17 protein-coding genes and 1 riboswitch are annotated in these 20718 nt (G+C 62.3%); of the genes, 5 read left to right on the top strand and 12 right to left on the bottom strand.

Features of this window, described 5'->3' with window-relative positions:
- Together ACIQTZ_RS22730 and ACIQTZ_RS22725 are read left to right on the top strand one after the other, a co-directional pair.
- Positions 1-663, top strand: a 663-nt coding sequence (locus tag ACIQTZ_RS22730; protein WP_402984389.1) for a hypothetical protein, incomplete at its 5' end; no start/stop codon positions are given.
- A 921-nt stretch (positions 664-1584) separates the two neighbouring features.
- A complete protein-coding gene (locus ACIQTZ_RS22725; protein WP_402984387.1) occupies positions 1585-1932 on the top strand; it encodes a hypothetical protein in 348 nt (115 codons plus the stop codon).
- A gap of 20 nt (positions 1933-1952) precedes the next feature.
- On the opposite strand, the gene ACIQTZ_RS22720 is transcribed toward ACIQTZ_RS22725, so the two are convergent.
- The 6 genes from ACIQTZ_RS22720 to ACIQTZ_RS22695 form a co-directional block, all read right to left on the bottom strand.
- The gene (locus ACIQTZ_RS22720; protein WP_402984385.1) at positions 1953-2564 is read right to left on the bottom strand and encodes a hypothetical protein; all 612 of its coding nucleotides are present in this window, start codon (positions 2562-2564) and stop codon (positions 1953-1955) included.
- Positions 2565-2665: 101 nt separating this feature from the next.
- Positions 2666-3391: an aspartate/glutamate racemase family protein gene (locus ACIQTZ_RS22715; protein WP_402984383.1), complete on the bottom strand. Its 726-nt coding sequence runs from the start codon at positions 3389-3391 to the stop codon at positions 2666-2668.
- Positions 3392-3400: 9 nt separating this feature from the next.
- Positions 3401-4816 (bottom strand): amidohydrolase family protein, encoded by a 1416-nt coding sequence (locus ACIQTZ_RS22710; RefSeq protein ID WP_402984382.1) that lies wholly within the window; start codon positions 4814-4816, stop codon positions 3401-3403.
- Positions 4817-4838: 22 nt separating this feature from the next.
- Positions 4839-5669, bottom strand: coding sequence for an aspartate/glutamate racemase family protein (locus ACIQTZ_RS22705; RefSeq protein WP_402984380.1), 831 nt, complete (start codon positions 5667-5669; stop codon positions 4839-4841).
- A complete protein-coding gene (locus ACIQTZ_RS22700) occupies positions 5666-6355 on the bottom strand; it encodes a GntR family transcriptional regulator (RefSeq protein ID WP_400333015.1) in 690 nt (229 codons plus the stop codon). The genes ACIQTZ_RS22705 and ACIQTZ_RS22700 overlap by 4 nt, the downstream gene beginning before the upstream one ends.
- Positions 6356-6453: 98 nt before the next feature.
- The gene (locus ACIQTZ_RS22695; RefSeq protein ID WP_402984377.1) at positions 6454-7794 is read right to left on the bottom strand and encodes an MFS transporter; all 1341 of its coding nucleotides are present in this window, start codon (positions 7792-7794) and stop codon (positions 6454-6456) included.
- Between the two features lie 901 nt (positions 7795-8695).
- Between ACIQTZ_RS22695 and ACIQTZ_RS22690 the strand changes: the two genes are divergently transcribed.
- A complete protein-coding gene (locus ACIQTZ_RS22690) occupies positions 8696-9199 on the top strand; it encodes a hypothetical protein (protein WP_402984375.1) in 504 nt (167 codons plus the stop codon).
- Between the two features lie 335 nt (positions 9200-9534).
- Here ACIQTZ_RS22690 and ACIQTZ_RS22685 read toward each other — a convergent pair whose 3' ends face one another.
- From ACIQTZ_RS22685 to ACIQTZ_RS22660, 6 genes are all read right to left on the bottom strand, one after another.
- Complete coding sequence (locus ACIQTZ_RS22685; RefSeq protein ID WP_402984374.1) at positions 9535-9957, bottom strand: hypothetical protein; 423 nt, start codon at positions 9955-9957, stop codon at positions 9535-9537.
- 155 nt (positions 9958-10112) lie between these two features.
- Complete coding sequence (locus ACIQTZ_RS22680; RefSeq protein WP_402984372.1) at positions 10113-10469, bottom strand: hypothetical protein; 357 nt, start codon at positions 10467-10469, stop codon at positions 10113-10115.
- 766 nt (positions 10470-11235) lie between these two features.
- Positions 11236-12036, bottom strand: coding sequence for a hypothetical protein (locus ACIQTZ_RS22675; protein ID WP_402984371.1), 801 nt, complete (start codon positions 12034-12036; stop codon positions 11236-11238).
- A 543-nt stretch (positions 12037-12579) separates the two neighbouring features.
- The gene (gene mscL, locus ACIQTZ_RS22670; protein ID WP_400333049.1) at positions 12580-13029 is read right to left on the bottom strand and encodes a large conductance mechanosensitive channel protein MscL; all 450 of its coding nucleotides are present in this window, start codon (positions 13027-13029) and stop codon (positions 12580-12582) included.
- A 439-nt stretch (positions 13030-13468) separates the two neighbouring features.
- Positions 13469-14464, bottom strand: a complete 996-nt coding sequence (gene speB, locus ACIQTZ_RS22665; protein ID WP_402984367.1) for an agmatinase — start codon at positions 14462-14464, stop codon at positions 13469-13471.
- Entirely contained in the window at positions 14461-15843 is a 1383-nt protein-coding gene (locus ACIQTZ_RS22660; RefSeq protein WP_402984364.1) for an MFS transporter, read from the bottom strand. Before ACIQTZ_RS22660 ends, speB begins: the two co-directional genes overlap by 4 nt.
- A gap of 164 nt (positions 15844-16007) precedes the next feature.
- On the opposite strand from ACIQTZ_RS22660, the gene ACIQTZ_RS22655 reads away from it, so the two are divergent.
- Positions 16008-17501: a PucR family transcriptional regulator gene (locus tag ACIQTZ_RS22655; RefSeq protein ID WP_402951299.1), complete on the top strand. Its 1494-nt coding sequence runs from the start codon at positions 16008-16010 to the stop codon at positions 17499-17501.
- Positions 17502-17585: 84 nt separating this feature from the next.
- Positions 17586-17685: riboswitch (glycine riboswitch) on the top strand.
- Between the two features lie 157 nt (positions 17686-17842).
- Positions 17843-20713 (top strand): aminomethyl-transferring glycine dehydrogenase, encoded by a 2871-nt coding sequence (gcvP, locus tag ACIQTZ_RS22650; protein WP_402984361.1) that lies wholly within the window; start codon positions 17843-17845, stop codon positions 20711-20713.
- Positions 20714-20718: the final 5 nt, after the last annotated feature.

The raw sequence follows: 20718 nt of genomic DNA, 5'->3' as shown, positions 1-20718 counted from the left end.
GGGCCAGACACATCCGGTGCCGCGGAAACCTCTGCATCGCCCGCACCAGCAGCGGAACACGCCCCACCGACCGCCTCTCCAGCAAAGCCGCCCGGACCGCCCGGCACCTACGACCAACGCCTCGGCGACCAGACCCTCCCCGGACGCCACCCCGACCTCCAACCCACCATCGGCGACACCGACGGCGGCCCCGGCGTTTGGGCCGAACCCCTTGCACGAAATTCCCAGGGCGTGCCCGACCAGACGTTCGCAACCGGAGTCACCGCCACCGGGCCACGAGGCAACCTTCTGGAATATGTCACGGACTACATCACCGCCACCGGTGAAAAGAAATCAATCGCCTTCGACGGACACCTCTGGCGGGGACGTCCACCCATCGAGATCTTCCAAGAAATCAAAGGCAATTACGATCTGGTGTACCGAGGACTCTTCGAGGGCTTCCACGGCAAGAATGCGTCCAAAGAGGCGGTTGATTTTTGGTTGGACAAAGTTCATCAGCAACTTGAAGCGCTGGAAGCGAAGGTGCCGGGCTCAAAACTGGAATGGGTGTTTACCCATAACCGGGAGTTGGCTGAGATGTTAGATAAGGCAGTCCGCAAGTCCATGGAAGATTCGAACTACTCGGTCTCGATTGTTATCAAATACGTACCGCTGCAATCGTAGAGAGCGCGACAAGGAGGCAAGATGCCAGAACAACGAGCTAAAGGGCTGTTCGATGCGAATCTCGATGACATTGATCTTCGATTCCATCTCGGGGGGAGGTCCGCTACACCAGTTGAGATTGCGCGGCGGATATTGTCGTCCGTGGATGTCCTGGAACAGTTAGATACGCGTCCTCTGGAATGGGTCGATGTCCTTTACCCAGGACGGAGCCAGGCCGCAGATGATTCACTCCCTCGGTCCCTTGAAGACGTGGCCGCGAGAGTGGAAGACGGCGCGCGTAGAGATGATGCAGGCGACTTCTGGCCAACATGGGGTTATCGTGTGTCAGTCCTCGGTTTCCTCGAAGGAACAGGGCGGACGGCTTGTCCTTTTGACATCAAGGTCACCGATGGGCAGCAAGATACGCAATCCCGGGATTCATTCAAGCTGGAGTTTGTTGAAGCTCTCATTCCTGGACGGGCCGCCCTTGTAGACTGCGTCGCTTCACTTGCCGAAATCTGGGAGCCCGCGCGCGGAGGCGTTTTCGGATACGAAGTTACTAAGCAGAGCGAAAACCACCCCCTCTGGTATCCGCCGGTGGGAGTTTTGACGTACATGGCTAACGGCTCCGGATACACTCTTCCGCCCAGCCCCCTCGTGGACCTACGTCCACTTCAAAACGGAACACTCGCGGTCCTCAAGGATTGGACGCTCGACGCAGTCCTCGCGTACCAACGCGAATTCAGGGCAGTCAATGCAGGAGCCCGGAAGGCTCCAAACTGACTCCCAAGGGAGATCGCCACCAGGCTTCGCTCTGCACTGCATCTCGTGGACTCCATGGTTTCATGTACAAACTGCAGAAGACGCTGCTGATGGGGACGCCAAGACGCCCTGACCAGAAGTCCTGCGGGCGGTGTATGGCGCTGTAGAGAAAGGTGCAGAGTGACAGTGAAACTCAACAAGAAGGCCTTCGACCACGCCAAGAAGCTGATCCGCGATGGCAAGGTTGCCAAGGACGAGCGCGATGACTGGAGTGAACACGCTCCCTCAACCAGGGAAGAGAACGCGTTCCTGGAAAAACACGACTTCGCTGAGTACGGCAAGTGGTATCTCGGCGTCGATGACGAGCATCCGGACGACCAAAAAGGCCACTACAAGTTCCCCATCGGCGACTTCAGGAAAGTCCACCGCTGCGGGGTGATCTCGGCCGAAAGCCGCGCCGGGCAATACGACCACGACGACATCCGGGACGCCCTGGGCAAACTCCTGGACCTGATGGACAAGGAGTAACACTAAGGCGTCCCGCCGCGCTACGACGCCTTAGTGTCCGCGAACAACCGGCGCAGCGTGAAGAAGCACCCGAGCGCTCCAAACAGCAGTGCGAGCAGGAAGTCCTTCATGTAATTGCTGACGAAGTCCGGGTTATAGGCGAAGTTGTCGGCCATGAGGGCCCACGGCTCGGAATCGAACACCATGGACATGGGTTCGCGGCCGAGGAACTGGACGGCGTCCAGCCAAACTCCGCCAAGGAATGACAGCAGGGCCGTGACCACGGTAATGCCTGCCACGATCCAGACGCCCTTCCGGCTCAGGGCCCCTGCGCCTGTGACGTAGAACTTGGCCGCCATGAACGCTGCCGCGAAGGTGACGAAGGAGGACATCCAGCCGAGGCTCCAGATGACCATCCAGAGGATGACGCCGATAGGCAGCGCGGCCAGGGCGAAGATGGTTCCGCGGCCTACGTCCTCGCGTGGCGTCGCGGGGACGTAGGAGGCGTGGCCCGCCTGGGCCTTGGCAGCTTCAGGATGCCAGGCGGGAACACCCGGTGCGGCCCCTTCGGGAACCCGAACCCCGTATTGCGGCTCGGGTGCGTTGTTGTTGCCAGCGGTTTCGGGCGCGCTGGAGTGAGTGTTTTCGGACATGGGTCCCCCGTGGGAAGAATGCGAATGGTGGACAAATATTCGCACGACGGCGGGCTCGCGACGCAATGCGACACGAGCCCGTCCAGGGAACTGCCGCGAAGCTAAGCCAGCAGCCGCCCCCACTTGGGGTCCAGCAAGGGTGCGCCGGCCAGCTTCAGGGCATGCCAGAGGGTGACTGCCACGGAATCGAGAACGGGTACTCCGGTGCGGGCCTCCACCTCCGCCGTGATGTTGGCTCCGTACAGGTTGGTGCAGAGGTAAACCAGGGCATCGGGCTGGGCTGCAGCGAGTTCGAGCGAGCCCGGCAGCATCTCCGAGTCGGTCACCCGGGCAAAGGACTCGTTGTCGCTGAGGTCCAGGTGCCGGTGGTCGATGGTCTTGATTCCCTCACGGGCGTATGAAGCGATCACTGCGTCATTGACGTCCGAGGTGTAGGGCGTGAACAGCCCGATCCGTTCCGTCCCGAACTCTTCAAACGCGGACAGGTAGGCAAGCGTAGAGGTGGTGGCGGGGATGCCGGTGGCTTCGGTGATCTCCTGGACCATCGCATGGTCGTGGGCGGCTCCGAGCCAGGATCCAGAGGTCCCGTTCCATGCGATGACGTCCACGTTGGCGGTGGCCAGGAGTTCGGCGGCGGCACGCATAACGGTTGAGTCGAACTGCTTGTCCGAGGAGTCATCCAGCGCGATCCGCGTAACCGGGATGCGGGTTGAGTGGATAGTGACGTTTCGCCGGTCGCCCAGGATCCGGTAGGTCTGCGGTTCCAAGCAGGTGTTGGAGGACGGCACGATCATGCCGATGCGGGTCGGCCGGTCGATAGTAGGCATCAAGAACTCCTAGGCAATAACAGGAACAGGGACTGACTGGTGCTCGGTGAAGCCGTTCCGGCGAACGAAGCGGCCCACGGGCCCCGGATCGTGGAAGCCATCGGCGTCGAGGACCACCCGTCCAGCTGAAACCACGACGGCGGGCCAACCGTTCAACGTCTTCCCTTCGAAAGGTGAGAAGTCAGTCCCCATGTGCAGCGCACCGCCGTCGACTGTTTGTTGGGTGGCGGGATCGAAAACTACAAGATCCGCGTCGAAGCCCTCCGCAACCGCACCCTTGAAAGGGAGCGCGTTGATCCGGGCGGGGCCGGCGGAGAAGACCTCAACAAAGTGCTCCACCGAACCACCGGACTCTGTCACCAGGGCTGTAAAGGCGACGGGCATCCGGGTCTCGACGCCGGGCAGGCCGTGCGGCATGAAACGGACGTCATCGGTGCGCTCGCGTTTCTGCGAGAGGTCGTAGCGGGAGTGGTCCGAGGAAACGGTGTGAATGGCGCCGGCAGCGAGGCGTTCCCTCAAGGCGGCTACCGTTTCAGCGCTGCGCATCGGCGGGCAGCACGCGTACCACTCCGGGAACGTAGAGCCGTACACGGTGTCGTCGAGCGTCAGATAGTGCGGACACGTCTCGGAGTAGGCTCGCAGGCTCCGCGAGCGTGCTTCGCTCACCAAATCAACGGCACCGGGGGTGGACTGGTGCACGAAATACACGGGTGCCCCGGTGTACTCGGCCATGGCGAGTGTCTCCTTCACGGAGATCTCCTCGGCGATCTCGGGCCGGGTACGGTGCAGGTGTTCGATCCCGATCAGGCCGTCCGCCGCATGCTCTTCGGTGCAGTCGGTGATGATGGCATCGTGCTCGGCGTGGATGTAGGTGAGCCCGTCCAGCCGGACCATTTCCCGCATGACCTTCAGGATGGTGTCGTTGTCAGCCATCGTGGAGCCGCGGTTGGTGGTGTACATCTTCACCGAGCGAACACCCTCGGAAGCCAGTTGCTCCAGTTGCCACGGCACCGTCTCGTCCCACGAGATCACGGAGCCGTGCAGGGCAACATCGCATCGGGATTCTTCGGCGAGGCGCTTCTTGTTGAGGACGGCATCGAGTGGGGTTTCCTGCGCATCGCGGGGGATACCGAAGTCGATGATGGTGGTGGTTCCGCCCCACAGTGCGGCGGTGGAGGTGATGGCGTAATCGTCCAGGGTGCGGAACCGCCCGGTCACCTGGGCAACGTGGCAGTGTCCGTCCACGCCGCCGGGGATGACCAGCTTGCCTGCTGCATCGACGGTCCGGACAGCTGCGGGTACGGGCTCGGTGGCGTCGAGCAGGCCGGTGATCTTGCCGCCGTCGACGATTACATGGGCGGCCTGCCGCCCGAAACTGTTCACCACCGTGCCATTGGCGATCACGAGGTCTGGGAGTTGGGACATCGTCGTCCTCCTTTGTGTTGGGCTAGTTCGCGACGGCGGAAAGCTGGGCCGACTGAGCAGCGGCCAGGGCGGCGTCGAGGTTTGGGGAGAGGCCGCGCCTGGCCTTGACGGGCGGGGCCGCGAACGAACCGCCGCGGTGGGCGCCGGACTGCAGGGAAACCACGGCCTCGGCCATGCGGATACCGGCGGAAATGCCGTCCACCACAGGGACCGGGATCTGGCCGTCGAGCTCGCGGGCCAGTCCGGCGAGCGGCGCACCGGCCAGGATCACGACGTCGGCACCGTCCTCCGCGACGGCCTGCCGGCTCAGTGCCAGGAGGGTTTCCTTGAAGTCGGCCTGCACGGAGCCGATTGAGTTGAGGGATTGGTTGATGGAACGGATGGAAGCGAGCCGGCTACTGAAGCCGAAGCGTTCCACGCAGTCGCGGTACCACGCCTGGATGCGATCCGAGATGGCGATGATGGAGAAACGCTGGCCCTGCAACGCAGCGGCGCAGAGTGCGGCCTCGGTGATGCCGATGACCGGCACGTCAACCAACTCCTTGAGGGCGGGCATGCCCGGGTCGCCGAACGCGGCCACGACGACGCCGTCCACAGCGGAAGCTGCAGCTGCGTCCGCGGCTGGAGTGCCGCCGTCGTGCGCTGTTTCCTGAACCGAAGCGTATTCCGCGATCAGCTCGGCCACCGCGCCCGCCGCAATAAGCGACTCGAAGCGGGTCTCGATGTATTCCATGCCGTGCCCGGCAGTCCGGACGATCAGTTCAGTGCTTGCGCTCGCGGAGCGAAGTGCCTCAGCCTCGATGAGGGCTGTGACGTCGTCGCTGATGTTGGGGTTGATGACCAGGAGTTTCATGGCTTCTTCCGTGCGTTTCTGGGTTGGGGCTCGGTGGCGCTGTAGTCCTCCGGGAACTGCTCGCGGTACTTGCCAATGTGCGACGCCGATTGGGCGGCTGCGCGGTCGTCGTCGCCGCTGGCGATGGCCGCGTAGAGTTCGCGGTGTTCGCGGATCAGTTCCGGCAGGTCGCTGACGTGGCGGAACAGCCAGTGCATGCGGCCCTGGAGGGGTTCGAGCGCGGAGCGGAGAAAGTCGTTGTTGGCGATGCGGGTGATGGCATCGTGGAACTCGCTGTTGGCGCGGTGGGCCTCCAGGATGGATCCCTTGGCCAGGAAGTGTTCGGCCTGGTCCAGGAGCCCGGCGAGGTGCTGGAGGTCTTCAGTGGTGGCGCGCTTCGCGGCAAGGCGGCAGGCCAGGACTTCGAGGGATTGCCGGACGTCGAACAGGTCCTCCACGTCCTTGGGGCTGAGGCCGCTGACCTCCGAGCCGCGACCGGAGCGGTCCCGGATGAGTCCTTCCTGCCGGAGCATCCGGAGGGCTTCGCGGATGGGGAGCCGGGAGACGTTGAACTCGGCGGCGAGGTCCCGCTCCACCAGCCGGGTGCCGGGCGCATAGTGGCCTTCGAAAATCCGGGTACGGAGCGTGTCACGCACGGACTCCCGGAGGGGGCGGTCCGTGGTGTTCGTGTCTTCTGCGGTCAGCATGTCAGCTCCATTTCCGTGATGTGTAAGGCGTGCGCCCGGCCCGGCGGTGTCCGGCCTAGGGTGGGTTCAGGACCCGCGGCCGGCCCGGCGAGTGCGAGTCAGACCGGGAGTCGCTTGTTGTAATCCAGCGCCAGGACGGAGATGCCCATGACCACTGCCGATCCAACGAAGTACAGCAGTGCCCAGGTGTAGGAGCCAGTGGCCCCGACAATCAGGCCTACCACAATCGGGGTAATGAACCCGGCAATGTTGCCGCTGAAATTCATGGCCCCGCCCAGGACGCCGGCGTTGGTGCGGCCACCCAGGATGGACGGGATGGACCAGAAGAGGCCAACCCAGCGGAGGAAGAACAGGACTGCCGAGAGGAGCACGACGGCGGTGATCGGGTCCGGGACGACGGTAACGCCGACGAGTCCGCCCACAACCACCAGGCTGGAGATGCCCAGCAGGGTCCGCATGACCTTGTTCGCCGATGCACCGGCTGCGCGCCACTTGTCTGCGATGGCACCTCCGAGGATTTCACCGACGAATCCGGCGCCGAAGATCACGAACGTGGACCAGCCGATGGTCTTCAGGTCGAAGCCCTTGGCCTGGGCCAGGTAGAGCGGACCCCAGGTGAGCAGGCCGTAGAACACGCCGTTGAAGCCAAGCCAACCGAAACACATGGCCCAGAAGGAACGGAATTTCAGGTAGGGGAGGAGCGCGCGCTTGCCCTGGGCACCTTCGCGGGCGGCTTCGGCGTCTTCCTCAGCGTGGGAGCTTTCGATGTAGCTGGCCTCGGCGTCATTGACGCCCTTGTGCTGGCGCGGGTTGTCCCGGATGTACCACCAGACGGCCAGGCCCATGAGGACGGTGGCTGCGCCGGCGATGATGAAGGACATCCGCCAGCTGCCCGTGGAAGCGATCAGCCAGGTGATGAGGATGCCGCCGAGGCCTGCGCCGAGGGGAGCCCCGGCGTCGAGGATGGTGGCACCGCGGCCGCGTTCCTTCCGGTGCATCCAGATGGCGTTGAGCTTGCCTCCGGCAGGCATGACGCCGGCTTCGGTGACGCCGATACCCAAGCGCGCAATGAACATGCTCAGGAATCCACCGGCAAAACCGGAGGCCGCGGTGGCCGCGCCCCAGCCGACGCAGGAGGCCGTGACCACCTTGCGGGGACCGAACTTGTCGATCAGCCAGCCAACGGGAATCTGCATGAGGGCGTAGGTCCAGAAGAAGGCCGAGAGGAGCAGGCCCACCAGTTCGGGGGCCAGGTTGAATTCTTTTTGAATGATGGGAAGGGCCACGGAGATGGAGCCGCGGTCGATGTAATTGACCGCCACCAGGACCAACAAGAGGATGAAGAGCTTCCAGCGGACGTTGGTGCGTCGCTGCACGCCGTCCTTGCCTGGTTTCTGGTCGCTGTCCTGGGTTGCCAGTTGCGTGTTTTCGAGAGACACAGCTTCTCCTTCAGTAGGAGTCAACGGGATGGGAATGTCTTTGGGCTTTTGGGGCTTTTTTGGGGGGATGAGCCGGGCGGGATACCGCTGCAGCCTGACCCGTGCCGGCGGCAACTGTTGCGGTTCCTGCCCGTTGATGGAGCAGGGCCGCAGCCGGTGTTGGATCTTTTGGGATCCCGTTTTGGGATCCCAAAATCAAAGTTAGATGTGACGGGCAGCACTGTCAAGGCTTTTGGTATACAGATGCTTCTGACGGATTGTGACTGAGGGGACCGAGTATGGTCGCTCCCGCCCCCTTGTTTTAGCGGATTTCACTCATGACATGCGAAAACCCGGGGAGGCGCCGGGTTTTCGGGAGTCTAGCTGTGCGGGTGCGGGCCGGAGTTCTGGGATACCGCTAGCCCGGAGAGGTCCCGCAACCGCCGGACCGTATGTCAGGATTCCCGCCAGCTTGGACTTGTTGTACGGCCACCCCGCTCACGAGGGTACTGCCTTTATCTATCAGACCTTTGCCATGTCATTTTCCGAAGTCATCCGCACAGCCACTGCGCGCCGGTATCAGATCCCTGGCCGGACACCGGCGTGACGGCTCGATAGAAGCCCGCTTCAATTCTCAGATTTCCCAACATATGCTCGGATCGAACCTGCCCAAGATGCGTATACCCGGTAAGTGCGTGTCCAGCCCGTAGTTTGGAGAGGGTGGTTGCCTGTTCGAGCCAGGCCAGGTCCGGGAGGCCCACCGCACTACGGGAGCGATCGGGGACTCCGCCCAACTCTGACTGCCGGATAAGGATCCGCTTACGGGCAGGTCAAGGAGCGAAGAACCACAGCCATCACAGCCCCTATCGTGAAGGTGGAAGGTAGAAGGGCATGCAAGATGCGGGGGGTGTAATGGATGAGTATGGGCAGGCGAGACTCCCAGCAGTTCATGCGGGAACTGATCGCTGATCACCCGCATCTCCGACAGATCTATCGGCAGCTTCTGGAGGACAACTATGGGGATCTCCTGCCTCATTTACTGATGGCCGAAGTATGCAAATGGGCTGTGGCAGAGCAAGAATCCAATCCAGTTCGTGTTCTGCAACTTCTGTCGTGGCTAGAGGCTCACTTTGCATGCGAAGGGCGTGTAAAGGACGACGTTGACAACGTCATAGCCATCTCATTCATTGAGCATCTGCCCTTGCCATCAGAGCGACCAGATGCTGATGTTGTTCTTCTTCTTGGCCCAAGCATGAAGACACAGTACGAACAGTTTTTCCCGTCGATTACGGACTCGCGGGCGAACGTCCAGAGAGAAGAAGCTCGTGAACGAAACCCTTTTGGTCCAGCTGTGACAGTCACTGACCTTTCGGTCTTCTTCCAGATCTACAAAAGGGAGCACTGCGTGAACCGAACGGCGAAGTAAGTTGGCCAGCAGCCCAAGCATCGGCCGTGATCGAAGCGCTTGCAGGCTCAGGTCGCTTGGTGCTCGGGTTGGATGTCAGGGACTACCAAAGTGACGGCACGTTCATTGAGGTGCCCTTGTGGTCCTACAAGGGCTCAGATGTGCAAGAAGCTCGTGCACGCGCCATAACAGCTCTTGGGCATGGTGACCTTCCCGGCGGGTGGGTCCTGATCACTTGGTAGCCTCGTGTCGCTAGATTCTTGCTTTCCGTCCCATCGCAGCCCGGTAAAGGGTCGGTTACCGGGCGTTTGATTCGCGAGAGACGAAGTGAGATGGACCCAGCAAGCCTGAGGCAGTTAGACACTGGGAATGAGGTCAATGTGCAGCTCGTCTGGCGCACTATCACCAAGGCCGTCGGCTGCAACCGTCACAATGAGCTCATTCCAACCGCGGTGAGCGGGGATTTCGACGTCACTGTCGGCGTCGCCAACTGTTATTCTGCCGTTGGCTACACTTAGCCTTCCTCGGAATACTTCGCTTCTGTCCACGTTGGGAAGTTCCGCTTCGGTTAGAAGCCGAATTGTCACTTGGCTTTCGGCCCAGTCGAATTCGCCCTCGAACGAGTCGATGTCCTGGGCATGACGGACCAACGCAATAATGCCGTGTTCGTTGGACGAGACAGCCTTACCGGGTTCCACTTCCGGAACTTTGCCCCCTGAGTCAGCATCGGCAATGATCACAATTCCCCAGTGAAATGACCGCCGGATGGAAGTAGTCAAGAGTGGCTGCATAGCCAGAATGCTACCGCCACATTGATCGAGTCCGCCGATGATTGCAATTGGCTCACTCCGGGCGCGCCGGCTGTCTAAAAGGCAGAGGTCGTGCCCACTCAAGGATCCTTTATCGGGCGGGAGTTCGTCGAGCGACTTCCGGGTCAAGTTGTGTCCTTTTTGAAGAAAACGGAGGTGGCCTCTTCTGTTGCCGAGAACCGCACCGAAATGGCCCCTGGCGGAGGAACTTTCCAGATATCGCAGGTGCTCAACAATTCGGAGGCTTCGGCATCAGGAAGCAGCGTCATTTCGCCGTAAGGTTCTTGGCAGTAGTAGAGCTCAACAAGTCCCATGGTGAGGAGTTCAGAGACGACTTTCTTTGCCACCTCGACTAGAGATTCTTCACTGGCAGACGGGTAGAGTGCTCGGAGTTCCCAGGGCGATTCCCATAATCCTCCGTAGTCCTCGGCTGCCTGCCACAAAAGGATGCGCTGGCTTGCAGAAAGGTCCGGAACTGTCATAACTGGATCATACGGACGTCCCCCTAGAAGCGTCCGTAAGCCGATCCTTCAACGGACATCGGTGCGAGGTGACTCGTATCGGCGGGCTCACCGGGCGGTGGCTGTCCAATTACTGGGGGCTCATTTCTGACTGATCTTTAGCTGACTCGGATGAGGGAGCTGAGCTGGACGCTCATCGGTCCACCACGCGAATTCCAGTGCACTTAGACGGCCTGCGTCGACCCAGAGGAGCAACTCGCCTATGGATGAACCTGAGACGTCGAGGACCTCAACTGAAACGGGAATTGGGCCACCGGTGAAAGCAGACGCTGCATGGTCCGGGCCTGAGCGAAGGTCAAGCATAGTGACTGCACCGCCTACGACGACCACAGTGGATGCCTGCTCGATCAGTTGGTCGCTTCCGGGGAAGTTCGCTTGGCGGAGAATACTATCCACAAGTATGCGGACCTGCTCGGATAGTTCGTCCTCATCACTGATTCGGATCATGGACTATTCATACAGGCACTGACGTCACCGGCTCAGAACCCAGCCCTGATCAGCATGAGTGGCGCCCGTACGCCGATTCCTAAACGCGCGACGAAAATATCCATTCCAGCGATCCGGCAAGTCCATCTGGATTAGGGGTAGGCCTCTGAGGGTGTCGGGATGAACATCGGGTGCTCCAAGTCAAATAGGACTTCACTCATTGTCGAGACGTTGAAGCCAAGCTCGGTGTCGATGAGGCGGATCTGCTCCCATTCTTCTTTGTCGAAGATCCATAGCCGGGTTAGGTCGCCACCACCAATCCGGCGGTTTTACCACACTCCCAAAGCGAGCGAACTGCGGACGCGATCTTGCCCGTGATGGCGATTGACTCCTTGTACTTCACCCAGTGAGTAACCTTCGCCCAGCGAAGATCACCGTCCTGCACCTGACGCTCTATCACTGTAAGTGAAGGGCCCCGAACAGAAATCACATCCCCCTCGCCTATGCTTACACCCTTCTCCGACGGGAGGATGGCAAGCCCATGCTTACCTGCGTTGTATAGGTCGGCTCCGTCCCGGATCACGACGCAGCAATAGCGTATGAGTTCCCTCAGCCCCTCGCGGTGGCGCTCCCAACCATTCTCGTACCCCCACTTGACGCCCGCTTCTATGACATCTTGGTCCCCGCTCCAACTCACGATGCGCAGGAGTTCGCTTATCGTCTCATCGGTGTCCAATGTGTTACTGACGTGCGCGACTTTCTTTGGGAAGACTCTCGGCTGTCTAAGTTTCGCCATTTCGAACCACGGGCAGGGTGCGTCCGTCCAGTGAGCGAGACACAAGCGAAGAAGTGTCTCCGCAGCCTGATGAAGGATAAGAGTGCTTTCGAGAGCTGCAAACTGGACTCGATCCTTCCGGTAAGGAGCTTCATCGCGGCTGAGGGATAGCTCCTCTTGCCCACCGACGTTCGTCGATTCGTCGGCTAGAAACGCGGCCAGCATCCATAAGCGGTGTTCGATGGTCTCGGCAGGGTCTGCTCGATAAAAGTCCTCATTCAACGAGTTGAACTCAGCCGGGTCTACGTCTGCAGGTTGGGAAGCCATGACGTGAATACTAGCTGCCGCTTGTAGAGGTCTTGCCCCAGCTCTTACGGCCGATGAGATGCCGGCGCGTGCACTCGCAAAGCATCGGGCATGCCGAGGCGTAGGGCATCCCTTATGCGCGCGACTTCGCTGAGATGCCGGCCCAGGCGAAGTGCCCGTAAGGCGGTCCCTTGCCGAGGACAACTCGGCTTTGATCTGCAGCGTCACGGTGCAGGAGTTTGGGGTGTCCCGTGTGACCCGCCCGCAAAAATGCCCGGTGAAGGTAAGCCAAACGCTACACACCGAGTCAGCCAGGTCCCGTCGGGTTTGACAGCATCCAGTGAAGGTAACAGTCCCCTTGGGTTGGAGGTGCGAAGTGCGAGGCAACCCCCCCGCCCGGGCATCGTCTGGACAAGTTTCGCCAGGGCGACAGTAACCGCGTGATGTTTCCAAGGCGAGTCTGGCCGTGGGCGTCAGCGAAAACGCAGAAACCCGGCCCCTCCCATGGAGGATGCCGGGCTTCGTGCGGATTGACCGCAACGACAGGGAGGCGCTGCGGGCGTCCTAGCGGACGGAATCCTCGTCCAGGTCGCGCTGCCCGCGGCCGTTGTTGGCGGCGGCTTCCTTGAGCAGGTCACGGATCTCGGCCAGGAGGGCGGTATCGGCGGGGATGGGCTCTTCTTCGGGTTCCTCGGTGGAGAGGCGGTCCTTGACCATGGCGTTGATCTTGTTCATGGGCGCCACGAAGATGAAGTAGACCACGGCGGCGGTGATGATGAAGGTGACCAAGGCGGTGACCACGGCGCCGAAGTTCACGAACGTGGCCTCGTTGTCGGCCCAGATCCGGAAGCCCAGGCCATCGGCGTTCACGCCGCCCGCTGCGGCGATCACGGGGTTGATGATGTTGTTGGTGAAGGCGGTAACCAATGCGGTGAAGGCACTGCCGATGACGACGGCGATGGCCAGTTCGATCACGTTGCCGCGGAGTATGAAGTCCTTGAATCCCTTAAACATGGAATGTCCTCTGATCGGTACGGTGCGTATGGCTCAAGCAGAGATCAAACTACCACTCGCAGGTATCAAGGGGGCGATGCTGGCTGATCAAAAACACGTAGTCCCGCCGCCGGGCGTCCAAAAACATGAGTACCGACTACTCGTGCGCCGAGGGATAGTAAGCAACTTTACTAATCATGGCGGGACCGCACGCATGACGATCCGGCCATACCCCTCGTGGGAATGGCGGGTGGCATGCATTGGGCACCTGCCGGGAGTCCGGGCGTCGTTATCCCAGAGGCGGCGCCCGGTACTTCCTACTATCGCTGCCGCCACACCCGGCGGTCTCCGCCCCGGTCCAGCGGCCGGGGGGAGCGGACAGCGTGCGACGTCGGCACCCTGGTGGGTGCCGACGTCGTGGTTGCGCCGCGGTTGGCGCAGCACGCCTGTGCTAAATACGTCAGGCTGTAGCTGCCTCCAGGGCAGGTTCCTCCGCTGCGGTTGCCTTTCCACGATTAACCATGAGTGCCAGCAAATCGAAGACGACTGTTGCGGCGGCCACGCTCGTGATATCGGCGTGGTCGTAGGCGGGAGCCACTTCCACCACGTCCGCACCCACGATGTTGATGCCGTTCAGGCCGCGGAGCAGGGCAAGCAGTTCGCGGGAATGCAGTCCGCCCATTTCCGGCGTTCCGGTTCCAGGGGCGTAAGAGGGGTCCAGGACATCGATGTCGATGGAGACGTAGACGGGCGTATCTCCCAGCCGTTGCTTGACCCGTTCGATCGCCGCCGGGACGCCGATGACGTCAAGGTCGGAACAGCGGATGATCTGGAATCCGAAGTCATGGTCCCGGAGGAAGTCGTTGCGGTCGTACACAGGCCCGCGGATGCCCACATGCATTGACTTGTCCTCAACAAGCAGGCCCTCCTCGAAGGCCCGGCGGAAGATCGTCCCGTGGGTGATGGGCTGGTCGAAGTAGGTATCCCAGGTGTCCAGGTGCGCATCGAAATGGAGCAGCGCCACCGGGCCGTGGACCTCGTTGACCGCCTGCAGCATGGGAAGGGCGATGGTGTGGTCGCCACCGATGGTGATCAGCTTTTTGTCGCGGGCGATCAGGGGCCTGGCTTGCTCCTTGATCTCCTTGACGGCCCTGCCAATGTCGTAGGGCGTGCAGGCGATGTCGCCGGCGTCCACAACCTGGACTTCGTTGACGGGCTCAACGTCGAGTTCGGGGTGGTAGCCCGGGCGCAGGAGTCGTGAGGCTTCACGGACAGCGGCCGGACCAAAGCGGGCGCCGGGGCGGAAGGAGGTTCCGCCGTCGAACGGAACGCCCACAATGGCGATGTCGTAGTCCGGGACGCGGTCCAGTTGTGGAAGCCGGGCGAACGTGCCCAGTCCGGCGAAGCGGGGAACTTGAGTGGCGTCGACGGGGCCGATTGGCTGGTGGTTGCTCATGACAGGGATCCTTCGTTGATCTTGGGGTCTGATGGTGCAGGAGGCTGCTTTTCGGAGGTGAGCTCGTGCAGTGACTTGTTGGCCGTTTCGGGAGCCAGGAGGAAGGTGGCAACGAGCCCCACAAGGGAGATGATCGCGCCGATGAGCAGCGAGCCGGCTGCTCCGAACGACACGATGGCCAGGGCCATCAGGTAGGTGCTGGCCGCCGAACCAACCCGGCTGATCGCCGTGCCGAAGCCGACGGCCGTAGCGCGGATCTCTGTGGGGAACAGCTCGTTGGGATACACCACTTCAAGGAAGCTGGAGGCGCCGGAGGCCAGCGCGAAGATGGCCAAGGCGATGAAGAGTGGTGCTGCCTCCACGTTGGGGATGAAGGCCGGAATCGCCAAGGCAACCACAATGATGCCGAACGTCCACAAGAGCAGCTTTCGGCGTCCGATCTTTTCCACGAGCCAGAGGCCGGGAATGCCGCCGACCACAAACAACATGGAAATCAGGAACGAGCCGCCGTACAGGTTGGCGTCGCCGTGCATGCCAAACGACGTCAGGAGATCCGGGGCAAAGGTGTAAACGGCGAAGAGCGGGATGACCTGCGCAGTCCAGAAGATGGAAACAAAGAGCGTGCGCTTCCAAAACTGGCCCCTGAAGATGTCCAGGAAACTGCCTTGCCTCTGAAGTCCTTCGCTGTCGGAAGTGATGTCGCTGAGGCCGTACTGCGAGCCGTACACCTTCTTGATGACGGCATCGGCCTCGTCCCGGCGGCCGCGGGAGAGAAGCCATCGCGGGGATTCGGGCGTGCCCAAGCGGCACAGAAGCGTGATGATGGCGAAGACCGCCGGGCTGGCAACCATGAAGCGCCAGGCATCCGGACCGGCGTCGCGCAACAAGTAGCCCACTGCGTAGGCTGCGGCGGCACCGATGGCCCAGACCACGAAGGTGGCGCCGAGGAGGCGTCCGCGATGCTTCTTGGGCAGGAATTCGGCGAGCAGGGACGTTGCGATCGGGTAGTCCGCTCCGATGGCCATGCCCAGGAAGAACCTGCACAGGACCACCTGCCAAATATCGGTGGCGAAACCGTTGAGGACAGAGAACAGGGCCAGCGCGATGAGGTCCGCGATGTACATTTTGTGCCGGCCGATCTTGTCGGTCAGCCATCCGAAGACAGCGCCACCGAAGAAGATGCCTACCAGGCTGGCGGCGCCCACCAGGCCAACCTCCGCCGGGGACAGGTCCAGGCCGGGGGCCATGGTAATCAGGGCGATGCCGATGATGGACAGTGCATAGCCGTCGATGAAAGGTCCGCCGGACGCGAAGAACGTCAACTTTTTGTGGAACCGGGTTAGTGGGGCGTCATCAATGAGGTTGCTGGTTGCGCTCATTGCCAACCCTCTCTCGTGAATGCTCGTCATTGAGCGGTGAAGTTAGTGGTTCCAGTTTTCGTGATGCGCGTCACCGCGTATATTCGTGCATTGTTTACATCTGACGAATCGGTTTAGACGAATGTCTAAGTACCCCGAAAGTACGCAGAACTGGAGCGCATCCCGTGGCCATCACCGTCGCCGAACTCGTCGCCGAACCGCAGCTTGGACTCACCCTCCTGGCGGGTGCCGGAGGGGCGGACAACCGCGTCACCTGGGCCCATACCTCAGACCTGCCGCGGCTCTGGGAATGGGTCACGGGTGGCGAACTCATGATGACCAACGGACTCTCCGTGCCGGCAGACCCGGAGGGCCAAGTGGCGCTCGCCCAGGCCCTGGTGGACGCCGGCGCCAGCGCGTTGGCCATCGGTGAGAAGATGCACGCCCCGCCCCTCACCGCGGAATTCCTTGAGGCATGCGACAGCCTGCCACTCCCGCTGATCAACATCCCGTACCCGCTGCCGTTCATTGCCATAGCAAGGTCCGTAGCGGAATCGTCGCTGCTCGAAGAGTCCCGCAGGCTCCGCCAAACGGCCCGGGTCTACGACCTCCTGCGCACCGCCGGTGCTTCCGAGGACCACTGGCAAAGCCTGGTGCTGCGCTTGGCCACGGAGCTGGACGCCGAGCTCTTCGTGGTGGATCGAAGCTGCCTCCACCCGTGGCATCCGGACGGCCAGGCCCTGCCGAACTTCCTGGTCGACGAATGGTCACCGCATCCGGGCCAGGTTTCCGTCGCGGGCAAGAACTTCCAATGGCACCGGATCCGCGGCAGGCATGTGCTGACCATGGACATTCCCACGCACGCGAATGCGCTCCTGGTGGTGCTGCCCACCAGCGAACCGCACCCCGACGCCGTCGTACTTTTGCATGCCGCAACTGTGCTGGGACTGCAGTTGGCGCGCATCGTGCTCTCGCTGGAGGGGCGACACCGGCTGGCCGGCGAGTTCCTCCTCCAAGCGCTGGACGGCCGCCTGGGGACGGCGGAAATGGAACGGCGGCTGGAGGCTTTCCAGGTGCCTGCCCAAAGTTTCGTGGTCGCCTCGATGTCAGCGGACGACGGCGACAGGCTGGCCAACGTGCACGTCGACCTGTGGCGGCACGAGACTGCGGCGGCCTCCTTGCGCAGGAACGACCGGCTGCACGTGGTGATTGCGTCGGAGGTTGCCGATGAACTCCTGAGGCACTGCGCCCCAGCTGGAACAACCATTGGGGTGAGCTCCGCGGCAGCGGTTGGGGGACTGCAGCAGGCACTCCAGGAGTCGCTCTGGGCGCTGGGTTCGGCGAAAGCAAACAAGCTCGGGTTGGCCCGATACGCGGAAGGGCCAAGCTGGCTGGGGTTGACCGGATTCGAAGAGGGAACAGCATTGGTCCAGCGACTTTTGGGCCCGGTTTTCGACTACGAACAGCGCCAGGACGGCGACCTGATGGTCACCCTGAAGACGTACTTGGACTCGCAGCGTTCCTGGCAGAAAACGGCGTCCGCGCTCTTCACGCACCGGCAAACCATCATCTACCGGATCCGGAAAATCGGTGAGCTGACAGGGCTGGACATGGGTGAAACGTCAACGTTGGCGCAGCTGTGGCTGGCGTTGCAGGTCCACGAGGCGATGCGCGGCTAGCCTCCTGGAAAACACCTGCCTTGCGCTTTTTCGCCGTGACCCGCTATGGTGTGAAGCGTGTCACTGAGGTGGCGCAAACGCTTTTGATCTGCGGCGGGAGAGTCCTGCCGGGTACATCCAGTCAGGCGCCGTAGGAGCAAATCCTCCCCAGGAATCTCTCAGGCCCATGTACCGCCGCGGCGAGGCAACTCTGGAAAGCAGTCCGGGCAACCGGGCTCACCGACGGTGCAAGTGAACTATGTGGAACCACAGTTCACGGAATCTCTCAGGTCCAATACAGAGCGGGGAGGAACCCATATTCACCATGGCGCTCAGCGGGCGCCTGAATCCTGGAGTTCCTCTTGACTGTTCAATCCTCCCCAACCGCATTCGCGGACCGGCACATTGGCGCCCGCCGCCAGGCCGATATTGACACCATGCTCAAGGCCATCGGCTACGACTCCGTCGACGGCCTGGTGGACGTCGCTGTTCCCGATTCCATTCGCCAGTCCTCACCGCTCACGCTGCAGAAGGCACTGAGCGAGGTTGAGGTCCTGGCCGAACTCCGCAAGCTGGCGTCCAAGAACAAGACCGCAGTGCAGATGATCGGCCAGGGCTACTACGACACCGTGACGCCGCCGGTGATCCGCCGCAACATCCTCGAATCCCCCGCTTGGTACACGGCCTACACGCCGTACCAGCCGGAAATTTCGCAGGGTCGCCTTGAGGCGCTTCTGAACTTCCAGACCATGGTGCAGGACCTGACCGGCCTGCCGATCGCCAACGCTTCGCTGTTGGACGAAGCCACCGCTGTGGCCGAGGCTGTGCTGCTGATGCGCCGGGCGAACAAGGACAAGTCCGCGAAGGATGGTGCGACCGTCCTGGATGCCGACCTCCTGCCGCAGACCATCGCGATCGTGAAGGGCCGCGCAGAGGCGTTGGGCTTCGAGGTTCTTGTTGCGGACCTCTCCGACGGCCTGCCCGACGGCGACATCAACGGTATCGTCCTGCAGCAGCCCGGCGTCTCGGGCCGGGTCTTCAACCACGCTCCGGTGATTGCTGCTGCCAAGGAACGCGGTGCCCTGGTCACCGTCGCGTCCGATCTGCTGGCGCTCACCCTGATCACGCCCCCGGGCGAACAAGGTGCCGATATCGCCGTCGGAACCGCCCAGCGCTTTGGCGTGCCGCTGTTCTTCGGTGGCCCGCACGCCGCGTACATGGCTGTCCGCAATGGCATGGAGCGTACGCTTCCGGGCCGCATCGTGGGTGTGTCCAAGGACAACGCCGGCGTGCCTGCCTACCGCCTCGCTTTGCAGACCCGCGAGCAGCACATCCGCCGCGAGAAGGCCACGTCCAACATCTGCACGGCCCAGGCGTTGCTCGCCATTGTCGCCTCGATGTATGCGGTCTACCACGGTCCCGAAGGGCTCAAGGCGATCGCCGAAACCGTCCACGGCCACGCCCGTGTCCTGGCTACCGCGCTGGAGAAGGCCGGGCGCGAACTCGTGGCCGGCGCCTTCTTCGACACCCTCACGGTCCGCGTCCCCGGCAAGGCCGCCAAGGTGATCGGCGCCGCCGAAGCACGCGGCATCAACCTCCGCTTCATCGATGAGGACACCGTGGGTGTCTCCGTTGATGAAACCACGACGCCGGAGGTCCTGTCCGCGGTGGCCGTCGCCTTTGGTGCCGGTCCGGTAGGGGACGCAGCAGGGTTCGAGCTGCCTTCAGATGTTGTCCGGACCTCGGATTTCCTTCAGCACCCGGTGTTCAACACGCACCGTTCCGAGACGCAGCTGTTGCGCTATATCTGCAAGCTGTCCGATCGGGACCTCGCCCTGGACCGCACCATGATCCCGTTGGGTTCGTGCACCATGAAGCTGAACGCGACGGCCGAGATGGAGGCCATTTCCTGGCCGGAGTTCGCCTCCATCCACCCGTTCGCTCCGGATTCCCAGACTGCCGGCTGGCGCGAGCTGATTGCCGGGTTGGAAGCTGATCTGACGGAGATCACGGGCTACGACCAGGTCTCCATCCAGCCCAACGCCGGTTCCCAGGGTGAGCTGGCCGGCCTGCTCGCGATCCGCGGCTACCACCACTCCCGCGGTGACCAGCAGCGCAATGTCTGCCTGATCCCGGCTTCGGCTCACGGCACGAACGCTGCTTCGGCTGTGCTGGCTGGCATGAAGGTGGTGGTTGTGGCCACGGCTTCTGATGGCACCATCGACCACGATGACCTCAAGGCCAAGATCGAGGCCAACCGCGAGGTGCTTTCGTGCATCATGATCACGTACCCGTCCACGCACGGTGTGTACGACGCCGACGTCGTTGAGGTGTGCGATGCCGTGCATGAGGCCGGTGGCCAGGTGTACGTGGATGGGGCGAACCTCAACGCGCTCGTTGGCCTGGCCCAGCCGGGTAAGTTCGGCGGGGACGTGTCCCACCTGAACCTGCACAAGACCTTCTGCATCCCGCACGGCGGCGGCGGACCCGGCGTCGGCCCGGTCGCAGCGAAGGCACACCTGGCGCCGTTCATGCCTGGCGACGCCAACAACGCATCTTCTTCGGAGGGTGGCGTGGCGATTTCGGCTTCCCGTTTCGGTTCGGCCGGTGTCCTGCCGATCTCCTGGGCTTACGTGAAGCTCATGGGCGGCGAAGGACTGACCGAGGCCACCAAGTCGGCGCTGCTGGCGGCGAACTACGTCGCTTCCCGCCTGGACGAGCACTTCCCGATTCTCTACACAGGCGAAGGCGGACTCGTGGCGCACGAGTGCATCCTTGACCTCCGCGAGCTCACGGCCCGTACGGGTGTTACGGCTGAGGATGTGGCCAAGCGCCTCATCGACTTCGGCTTCCACGCTCCGACGCTGGCGTTCCCGGTGGCCGGGACCTTGATGGTGGAGCCGACGGAGTCCGAGGACCTCGCCGAGATCGACCGCTTCATCGAGGCCATGATCACCATCCGGGCCGAGATCGAACAGGTTGCCGCCGGTGACTTCTCCGTGGAGAACTCCCCGCTTCGCAACGCACCCCACACGGCAGCCGCCGTCGTAAGTTCCTCCTGGGAGCGTGACTACACGCGAGAGCAGGCCGCCTTCCCCGTGCCGAACCTCAAGCAGGACAAGTACTTCCCGCCCGTCGGCCGGATCGACGGCGCTGCGGGTGACCGTAATCTGGTGTGCTCCTGCCCTCCCCTCGAAGCGTTCGAGGAAAACACAGCAGAGTTTGAGAACTAAAGGAT

The organism is Paenarthrobacter sp. NPDC090520 (assembly GCF_044769205.1).
GTDB lineage: Bacteria > Actinomycetota > Actinomycetes > Actinomycetales > Micrococcaceae > Arthrobacter.
This window is presented reverse-complemented; position numbering and strand designations above follow the sequence as displayed.